Here is an 8,606-nt window from a genome sequence, read left to right on the forward strand (position 1 = left end):
CAGGCTCTGCGACGCGTACTGCATGATGAGCCGGCCGGTCGTGGTCTCGCCGGTGAAGGCGATCTTGGCGATGCGGCTGCTGGTGGCAAGCGGCTTGCCGGCCTCGACGCCGAAACCGTTAACGACGTTCAGCACGCCCGCCGGCAGCAGGTCCTGGATCACTTCGAGCAGCACCAGGATCGACGCCGGGGTCTGCTCGGCCGGCTTGAGCACGACGCAGTTGCCCGCAGCCAGCGCTGGCGCGAGCTTCCACGCCGCCATCAGGATCGGGAAGTTCCACGGGATGATCTGGCCGACCACACCGAGCGGCTCGTGGAAGTGATAGGCCATGGTGTTGTGGTCGACCTCGCCGATCGAGCCTTCCTGCGCGCGCACGCATGCGGCGAAATAACGGAAGTGATCGATCGCGAGCGGGATATCGGCAGCCATGGTCTCGCGGATCGGCTTGCCGTTGTCCCACGTTTCGCTCGCCGCGACCAGGTTCAGGTTGGCTTCGAGGCGGTCGGCGATCTTGTTGAGCACCGCGGCGCGCTCTGCCGCGGACGCGCCGCCCCAAGCCCCTTTCGCGGCGTGGGCGGCGTCGAGCGCAAGTTCGATGTCTTCCGCGGTAGACCGCGGAATTTCGCAAATCACCTTGCCGGTGATCGGCGTGGCGTTCTCGAAATACTCACCCTTCACCGGCGCTACCCACTTCCCGCCGATGAAATTCCCATAGCGCGACTTGAACTGAATTGGAAAACCGTACTTGCCAGGCTCGACTTTCATGGAGATCCTCCTTTGCTTTGCTCGATGAGAAATACCGACCCAGCGGGTTTGCAGAGCCCGTGCCTGCCCGCACGGCACCCAAAGTTTGGACATTGAATTCAACAGCTTGTTCGCCCACTCGGGCTTGCCGGCACGACCGGCGAGACGGGAATCCTCGTAAATCGCTCGACAAAGCGTTGCATCCTGAAACAGGTGTCCCCGGACGTGCCAACCACAGCGCCACCAGGGTCGACGTCGCTCGGAGATGCGGGTTGCGATCTTGTTCACCGGGCCCGGTTTCAATACTATCGACGCATCGTCTTACCCGGGCAATAAGCACGGAAAAGCATAATGTTCCAGGTCAAGGTGAACTGTTCGTGGTTTCTCGCGCGCGACGTTCCGCAGGAGCTTGACGGTCCTCTCTTTCCCCTGCTGCAGGCGATTCGCGATTCCGGTTCGCTCGGCAAGGCGGCGAAGCAGATCGGCACGTCGTATCGCTACGCCTGGGGTCTCGTCGGCAAGTGGCAGGATCTGCTGGGGCAGCCGCTCGTGCTGAAAGAGCGCGGCCGCGGCGCACGCTTGGCGCCGCTCGGCGAATCACTGCTGTGGGCGGAGCAGCGCCTGCGCGCACGTCTGGCGCCTCAGCTCGAATCCTTCAGCGCGGAGATGCAGCGCGAACTCGCCGGCGTCTTCTGCGCGGCGCGGCCGACCGTGAGCGTCTGCGCCAGCCACGATCTGGCGCTCGCCGGACTGCGCGATCTGCTGGCGCAGCAGCCGGGTGTGCAACTCGATCTCGAATTCCGCGGCAGCCTCGACAGCCTGCAGGCGCTCGGCGCCGGGACGTGCGAGCTGGCGGGGTTCCACGTCGCGGAGTATCACGGCCGCGGCACGCTCTCGCACCTCGCGTTCCGCCGCTGGCTGAAGCCCCGGGTCCATCGTCTGGTGGATTTCGTGACGCGCCAGCAAGGCCTGGTGGTGGCATCCGGCAATCCGAAGCGTATCCGCACGCTTGCCGACCTGGCACAGCCGGGCGTGCGCTTCGTCAACCGGCAGCGCGGATCGGGCACGCGCCTGCAGTTCGATCAGCTGCTGTGGGAAGCCGGTCTCGACAAGTATTCGATCGAAGGCTATCAGAACGAGGAGTTCACCCACCTCGCCGTCGCCGCCACCATCGGCGGCGGGCACGCGGACGCCGGCTACGGCATCAAGGCGGCGGCGGCACGCTACGGGCTCGACTTCATACCTCTGGTGAACGAACGCTACTTCCTCGTCTGCCGCTGCGAGTCGCTGGAAGAGCCGACCGTGCAGCAACTGCTCGATACCCTCAAGGGCACGGCATTTCGCTCGCTGGTGGCTGGCCTCGCCGGCTACGACGCCTCGCGCGCCGGCGAGGTGCTGACCGTGCGCGAGGCGCTCCCCTGGTACGACCGCGCCAGCGCCGTCGAGCGCGACGACGCGGCTGACCACCCGGAGGCGGTCGCGCCTTCCCACCGCAGTCCCGTCTAGGAGAAGCCACATGCAGATCAGCGCGCGCAACATACTCAAAGGCAAGATCACCAAGATCGTCGAAGGCCCCGTAAGCACCGAGGTCACGATCAAGGTCGGACCAAAGGCCGAGATCGTCTCATCCATCACCTCCACTGCCGCACGCTCGCTCGGACTCAAGAAGGGCGGCGAGGCGTATGCGATCATCAAGGCCACGAGCGTGATGGTCGGCGTCGACGACTGACGTCCCCCTGAGCCTCATCGCCGACATCCTGGGGCAGAACCCGCGGCGGGCGGAGCGGGCTGCAATCTATCTCAACGCCGTCCTGGCGCTGGTCGTGGCGTCCTGTTGCGTCGGGCGTGCGGCCGCCCGCGACATCGTCGATTCGGCGGGGCGCAAGGTCGCAGTCCCTGCAACCGTGTGCCGCGTGTACGCCGCGGGTCCACCGGCGAGCATCATGGTTTACGCGATCGCGCCCGAGAAGCTGCTTGGCTGGACACGCAGCATGTCTGCGGCGGAGGCCGCCTTCCTGCCGCAGCGCTACGCCGAACTGCCGCCGCTCGGACGGCTCACCGGGCGCGGCAACACGGCCAACGTCGAGGTCGTCCTCGCCACCAAGCCCGATCTCATCGTCGATGCCGGCGCCACCGGCGACACCTACGTCTCGCTCGCGGACCGCGTGCAGCAGCAGACCGGGGTTGCCTATGTCCTGTACGACGGCACCTTTGCCGCGACCAGCGCCTCGCTGCGCGGACTCGCTGCAGCAATGGGCGACAGTGCGCGCGGCGAACTGTTGGCCGATTACGTCGACCGTCGCGTCCAGACGGTGAAGGCCAAGGTAGCGTCGATCCCGCGTGAGCGCCGTCCGCGCGTCTATTACGCACGCGGCGCGACCGGGCTGCAGACAGCGCTCGCCGGCTCGATCAATGCCGAGGTGCTGGACATCCTCGGTGCCGTCAACGTGGCCGGGAATCAGGCGGCTGCCGGCGGGCTCGTCAACGTCTCGATGGAGCAGGTGCTCGCGTGGAATCCGGACGTCATCGTGACGACCGACCCGGGCTTCTTCACGCGCGTCTGGACCGACGCACGCTGGTCGAGCCTGACGGCAGTCAAGAACGCGCGCGTCTACCTCTCGCCACAGCTGCCCTTCGGCTGGTTCGACTTTCCGCCCGGTCCGAACCGCCTGATCGGCCTGCTCTGGCTCGCGAACATTCTCTATCCGGACGTCTTCAACGAGGACCTGCGCGCCCAGGCCGCGGAGTTCTATCGCATCTTCTACCATCAGGAACCGACGCGGGCACAGCTGGACGCCCTCCTGAACACGCCGGAGCTGGCCGGCCGATGACCACGCAGGCGGTCGGTGCACCGCGTCTTGGGACCTTCGGGCGCTATACCCTGCCGCTTGCCGCGCTCGCCGTGCTGGTCGTGCTCGCGTTTGCGGTCGGCCGCTTTCCGGTAACCCTCGGCGATCTCTTCGCAGCGACCCTGGGCAAGCTGCTCGGCTCGGACCGGCAGGTCCCGGCCACCGTGGAAACCGTCATCTACCAGGTGCGCGGGCCACGGGTCATGGCAGCGCTGGTGGTGGGCGCCGCGCTGGCGACGGCGGGCGCCGCCTACCAGGGCATGTTCCGCAATCCGCTCGTCTCGCCCGACATCCTCGGCGTGTCGTCCGGAGCAGCGCTCGGCGCGGCGCTCGCCATCTTCCTGTCGTGGGACCTGGTCGGCATCCAGGCGCTGGCGTTCATCGGCGGCCTGCTCGCGGTCGGGATGGTCTACGCGGTCGGCGCGTCGCTGCGCGGACGCGATCCACTGCTGACGCTGATTCTCGCCGGGGTTGTGATCGGCACCCTGCTCGGCTCGTGCGTCTCGCTGCTCAAGTATCTCGCCGACCCCTACAACCAGCTGCCGGCGATCACCTTCTGGCTGCTCGGCAGCCTGGCCGCCGCGAGCCCGGCCGACCTCAAGGTCGTGGTGCCGACAGTGGTGCTCGGCCTGGTGCCGCTGGTGCTGCTGCGCTGGCGCATGAATCTCATGACGCTGCCGGACGACGAGGCGCGCGCACTGGGTGTCGACACGCGTCGTCTGCGGCTCGCCGTGATCTGCGCGGCAACCCTGATCACCGCCGCGAGTGTTGCCGTCTCCGGCATCATCGGCTGGATCGGCCTGCTCGTGCCGCACGCCGCGCGCATGCTCGTCGGTCCCGGTTTCGCCCGCATGCTGCCGATGACGATGATCCTGGGCGCCGGCTTCATGCTCGCCGTCGATACCCTCGCGCGCACGGTCGCGACCCTCGAGGTGCCGCCGGGAGTGCTCACCGCCGTGCTCGGCACGCCGCTTTTCCTATGGCTGCTCGCCAAGTCGAGGCGTGCGTGGTGATGGAACTGCGTGCAGAGGCGCTTGCGTACGGTTACCCCGGCCGCATCGTCGGCAACGATGTCGAGGTCGCCCTGGCCGCGGGCGAAGTTGTCTGCGTGCTGGGACCGAACGGCGGCGGCAAGACGACCCTGTTTCGCACGCTGCTCGGCCTGCTGCCCGTTCAGAATGGGCACATCGCCCTCGGCGGGCGTCCGCTGCAGGACTGGTCGCGCCGCAACCTCGCCCGCGTGGTCGGCTACGTGCCGCAGGCACACGCGGCGAACTTCGCCTTCAGCGTGCGCGAGATCGTCCTCATGGGGCGCACGGCACACATCGGCGCCTTCGCGGCACCGTCGCATCGCGATCGCGAAGCGGCGGACGCAGCGCTCGCGACGCTCGGCATCGCCCACCTGGGCGATCGCGCGTACACCGAGGTGAGCGGCGGTGAACGCCAGCTTGCGCTCATCGCCCGCGCCCTGGCGCAGGAAGCCGAGCTGCTGCTGCTGGACGAGCCGACCGCAAGCCTGGACTTCGGCAATCAGCTGCGCGTGCTCGATCAATTGCGTGCGCTCGCCGAGCGCGGCATCGGCGTGCTGTTCTCGACCCATGACCCCGATCACGCCTTCCTCTGCGCCGAGCGCGTGGTGATGCTGCGTGATGGCCGCATTCTGGCGACGGGTCGTCCGGCCGAGGTCATCACCCGCGACAACCTGCAGCGTCTTTACGGCGTGGACGTGGAGATCGTGACGACGACGCTGTCGGATGGACGCGCCTCGCACCTGTGCGTGCCTGGACTTGCGAGAATGCGCGCGACACACTGGCCGCGCCCCGCTCCCGCGCACTGAAAGGGACGCACCCGGCGAGCACCCGGTGCGTCGAGACAGCTGTTCTCAGTCGCTGCTGGCAAAGCCGAGCAGTTGCATGAGACTCAGGAACAGGTTGTAGATCGCCACGTACAGGCTCACCGTGGCCATGATGTAGTTCGTCTCGCCGCCCTGAATGATGCTGCTCGTTTCGAACAGGATGAGCCCGGCCATCAAGAGGACGAAGACCGCCGACACGGCGAGCGAGAGCGCCGGCATCTGCAGGAAGAGTGCCGCCAGGCCGGCCAGGAAGGCGACCAGGATGCCCGCGAAGAGAAAGCCTCCCATGAAGCTGAAGTCGCGCTTGCTTGCCAACGCGTAGCCCGATAAGCCGAGGAACGTCGCTGCCGTGCCACCCAGCGCGGTCATCACGATCTGGTGTCCGTTCGGCAGCGACAGGTAGGCGCTCACGATCGGCCCGAGGGTGTATCCCATGAAGCCCGTAAGCGCGAACACGAAGGCGAGCCCCAGCGCCCGGTCGCGGAAGCGCGACGTGAGGTAGAGCAGACCGAAATACCCGACCAGCGTGACGACAAGCCCCGGATGCGGCAGCTTGAGGGCTGCCGACGCTCCGGCCGTGAGCGCGCTGAAGGCGAGCGTGAGCCCGAGCAGCCAGTAGGTGTTGCGCAGAACCCGGTTGCTCGCCAGCGTCGTCGTGATCGAGTCGGCGGGACGGCGCAGGACGGTGACACGTGAGGTACTCATGGAATCTCCTGTAGCCAAGGACGATCGCCGACGGGGCGTCACGCGATCTGCAGCTGCGCTCGCCTCATGCCGAGCCGGCGCTTGGTTCGTATGCGATGGGCCATGCGGCGGCCGAGGGTGCGGCCGGTGCGCTCCGCGGCAGAACTGATCACGGCGTACAGATCGGCGCCGAGATCGCGGACGACGAGCGCCGGCAACTGCGGCAGCCGCACCATCACCCGGCAAAACTTGTCGGCGCCGCCGCGCGGGCCATTCACGTCTCCTACCTGCACCTCCACCCGGTCCACCCAGATGCGGAAGGACCGCAACGCGTATTCGATGCGGCGGATAACGTGCTGGCGCAGCCCCTCGGTAAGGGCAAAACGGCGCGCCTGGATTTCGATTCTCATGGATGACATTCCTCCTGTTGTCGAGACAACACGCCCAATCTACGGAACCCGGAGGATCAGGTAAAGTCGATTATTCCCACAAAATGCTTCGGCTTTCTCGAATCTTCGCAGGGTTCCACACATGAATCTCAAGCACCTCTTCTACTTCTGGAAGGTCGCATCGAGCGGGAGTGTCGCCCGCGCCAGCAAGGAGCTGCACCTGACGCCGCAGACCATCAGCGGCCAGATTCAGCTCCTGGAGCAGGACCTCGCAGCGGAGCTTTTCGCCCGCAGCGGGCGCCGGCTCGAACTGACGGAAGCCGGTCGCTTCGCGCTCGGTTACGCGAAGGAGATCTTCTCACTGAAATCCGAACTCGAGGCGCTGATCCGCCTGCAGCCGGCCGGACGGCCGTCGGAATTTCGCTGCGGCGTCTCGGACGCAATGCCCGAGTCGCTCGCCTACCGGCTGCTGGAGCCCGCCACGCGCATGCCCGATCCGGTGCGCATCATATGCCCGGAGTGGAAGCTCGACATTCTCTTGTCCGAGCTTGCGGTCCACCGCCTCGATCTCGTCCTGTCGGACTCGCCGATCCCGCCATCGGTCGATGTGCGCGCCTACAACCACCGGCTCGGCGGCTCGCCGCTGACGTTCTTCGCGGCGGGTGCACTGGCGCAGCGCTGTCGCGGCCCCTTCCCCGAGTGTCTCAACGGCATGCCCATGCTGCTGCCGCGCGAGGACTCCGCGCTGCGCGGAAAGCTTGTACGCTGGTTCAGCCAGCAGGGACTTCGCCCAGCCTTCGTCGGCGAGTTCGATGGCAGCCCGCTCATGTTCGCTTTCGGTGAAGCGGGTGTCGGCGTGTTCGTCGCGCCGACGATCCTCAGGGACCAGATGGAAACGCGGCATGGCGCGGTCGCACTCGGCGAGACGCCCGAGGTCGTCGCGGAATACTTCGCCATTTCCGTCGAGCGCCGGCTTACCCATCCCTGTGTGCTGGCAATCACGCAGGCGGCGCGCGAGCGCATCTTTGCGAACTCGACCGCGTAGCCGCTGCGGAGAATCGAGGTGCCCCCCGATTGCGCCTTCCTGTTGTGACTTCGATGCGCTTCCGAAGACGAAGTTCGACTGCAGTGGAGGGACGCGGGATGTCGACCGAGTAGACCGCCGGGGCGATCCCTCAACGACACTCAGCGAGACCGTCTGAGCGACAAGCTCAGTGCAGAACGGTTGTGCTCTCTTCGGCGGCCCAATCGTTCGCGAGGGACTGCGCCGCTTCGCGCAGCGCAGCCGGTTGACGTTCGTCGCTCGCGAGATACGCAAGATGAGCGGCGATCGCCTGCCGCGTCAGGGAATTGTTCTTGTCCGCAACGCGCGTGAGGAGGTGCAGCAAGGAGGCGATCGCCAGCTCGGGATGGTCGGGATATTCCAGGGTGAACGCGTCCGGGCTGTCCATGCCTTCGCCTCAGATGCGCTTGGCGTAGTACTCGACCACCTGCTGCACCTCGATGGGGAAGGGAACCTCTCCGTCATCGGTACGCGGGTAACGCGCGCAACCTTATTGAACTGAAGCTTCTGCTTTTCCTGCAGCTTCTTGGCGTAATCGGACTTGCGCGGTAATTCCTGGCCGTGCCACCCTCCACCCTAACCGCCACCACGGCGGAAATAGAGATCGAAGCGTTCCAGCGCCGCCGTCACCTCCGCTTCCCCGCAACCTTCGAAACGAAGTTCCACCTCGGCGGTCGGCAGCGTGAGCGATGCGATGCGCAGCGGCGCTTCCTCGCAAAACCGTACTTCGAGCCGGCAACCTGCCTTGTCGACTGCCACCCGGTCGCCGGTCGCCACCGGCGCGTCGGTGCCGAGCGCATCGGGGAGCGTGCGAAAGAACTCGCGGCGGCTGATGCTCATCCGGCGAATAACGCAGACGACCTCCACCACGACGTCAGCCGCCGGCCACCGGCGGCCAGATGGCCACCACGTCGCCTTCCCTGAGGATCGTCGAGTCGAAGGCGGCGACTGGCACGTGATATCCATTCACCAGCAGCAGATGCACCCGCCCGGCCGGCACCGGTTCGAGGTCGAGCAGGCGC

At 66.6% G+C, this 8,606-nt stretch carries 12 protein-coding genes; 6 read left to right on the plus strand and 6 right to left on the minus strand.

Annotated elements, in window-relative coordinates; all coding sequences use genetic code 11:
- Window positions 1-765 (minus strand): aldehyde dehydrogenase family protein (locus JNK68_08815; protein ID MBL8540460.1); only part of this gene is annotated, 765 nt, incomplete at its 3' end.
- Between the two features lie 330 nt (window positions 766-1,095).
- Here JNK68_08815 and JNK68_08820 point away from each other — a divergent pair.
- From JNK68_08820 to JNK68_08840, 5 genes are all read left to right on the plus strand, one after another.
- Window positions 1,096-2,250, plus strand: a complete 1,155-nt coding sequence (locus JNK68_08820; GenBank protein MBL8540461.1) for a helix-turn-helix transcriptional regulator — start codon at window positions 1,096-1,098, stop codon at window positions 2,248-2,250.
- Between the two features lie 10 nt (window positions 2,251-2,260).
- Window positions 2,261-2,473 (plus strand): molybdopterin-binding protein, encoded by a 213-nt coding sequence (locus JNK68_08825; GenBank protein ID MBL8540462.1) that lies wholly within the window; start codon window positions 2,261-2,263, stop codon window positions 2,471-2,473.
- A 64-nt stretch (window positions 2,474-2,537) separates the two neighbouring features.
- Window positions 2,538-3,575, plus strand: coding sequence for an iron ABC transporter substrate-binding protein (locus tag JNK68_08830; protein ID MBL8540463.1), 1,038 nt, complete (start codon window positions 2,538-2,540; stop codon window positions 3,573-3,575).
- The gene (locus JNK68_08835; GenBank protein MBL8540464.1) at window positions 3,572-4,606 is read left to right on the plus strand and encodes an iron ABC transporter permease; all 1,035 of its coding nucleotides are present in this window, start codon (window positions 3,572-3,574) and stop codon (window positions 4,604-4,606) included. The genes JNK68_08830 and JNK68_08835 overlap by 4 nt, the downstream gene beginning before the upstream one ends.
- The gene (locus JNK68_08840) at window positions 4,606-5,430 is read left to right on the plus strand and encodes an ABC transporter ATP-binding protein (GenBank protein MBL8540465.1); all 825 of its coding nucleotides are present in this window, start codon (window positions 4,606-4,608) and stop codon (window positions 5,428-5,430) included. The genes JNK68_08835 and JNK68_08840 overlap by 1 nt, the downstream gene beginning before the upstream one ends.
- 45 nt (window positions 5,431-5,475) lie before the next feature.
- On the opposite strand, the gene JNK68_08845 is transcribed toward JNK68_08840, so the two are convergent.
- Window positions 5,476-6,153 (minus strand): Bax inhibitor-1/YccA family protein, encoded by a 678-nt coding sequence (locus JNK68_08845; protein ID MBL8540466.1) that lies wholly within the window; start codon window positions 6,151-6,153, stop codon window positions 5,476-5,478.
- A gap of 38 nt (window positions 6,154-6,191) precedes the next feature.
- Complete coding sequence (locus tag JNK68_08850; protein MBL8540467.1) at window positions 6,192-6,542, minus strand: HPF/RaiA family ribosome-associated protein; 351 nt, start codon at window positions 6,540-6,542, stop codon at window positions 6,192-6,194.
- A gap of 121 nt (window positions 6,543-6,663) precedes the next feature.
- On the opposite strand from JNK68_08850, the gene nhaR reads away from it, so the two are divergent.
- The gene (gene nhaR, locus JNK68_08855; GenBank protein ID MBL8540468.1) at window positions 6,664-7,566 is read left to right on the plus strand and encodes a transcriptional activator NhaR; all 903 of its coding nucleotides are present in this window, start codon (window positions 6,664-6,666) and stop codon (window positions 7,564-7,566) included.
- 166 nt (window positions 7,567-7,732) lie between these two features.
- Here the strand turns inward: nhaR and JNK68_08860 are convergent, their stop codons facing one another.
- From JNK68_08860 to JNK68_08870, 3 genes are all read right to left on the minus strand, one after another.
- Window positions 7,733-7,972 carry a hypothetical protein gene (locus JNK68_08860; GenBank protein ID MBL8540469.1) on the minus strand — a complete coding sequence of 80 codons (240 nt, stop codon included), beginning with the start codon at window positions 7,970-7,972 and terminating at the stop codon, window positions 7,733-7,735.
- A gap of 188 nt (window positions 7,973-8,160) precedes the next feature.
- Window positions 8,161-8,424: a hypothetical protein gene (locus tag JNK68_08865; GenBank protein MBL8540470.1), complete on the minus strand. Its 264-nt coding sequence runs from the start codon at window positions 8,422-8,424 to the stop codon at window positions 8,161-8,163.
- A 34-nt stretch (window positions 8,425-8,458) separates the two neighbouring features.
- The coding region (locus JNK68_08870) for a MoaD/ThiS family protein (GenBank protein MBL8540471.1) at window positions 8,459-8,606 on the minus strand (148 nt) is incomplete at its 5' end.

It is taken from the genome of Betaproteobacteria bacterium (genome assembly GCA_016791345.1).
Classification (GTDB): Bacteria; Pseudomonadota; Gammaproteobacteria; order Burkholderiales; family JAEUMW01; genus JAEUMW01.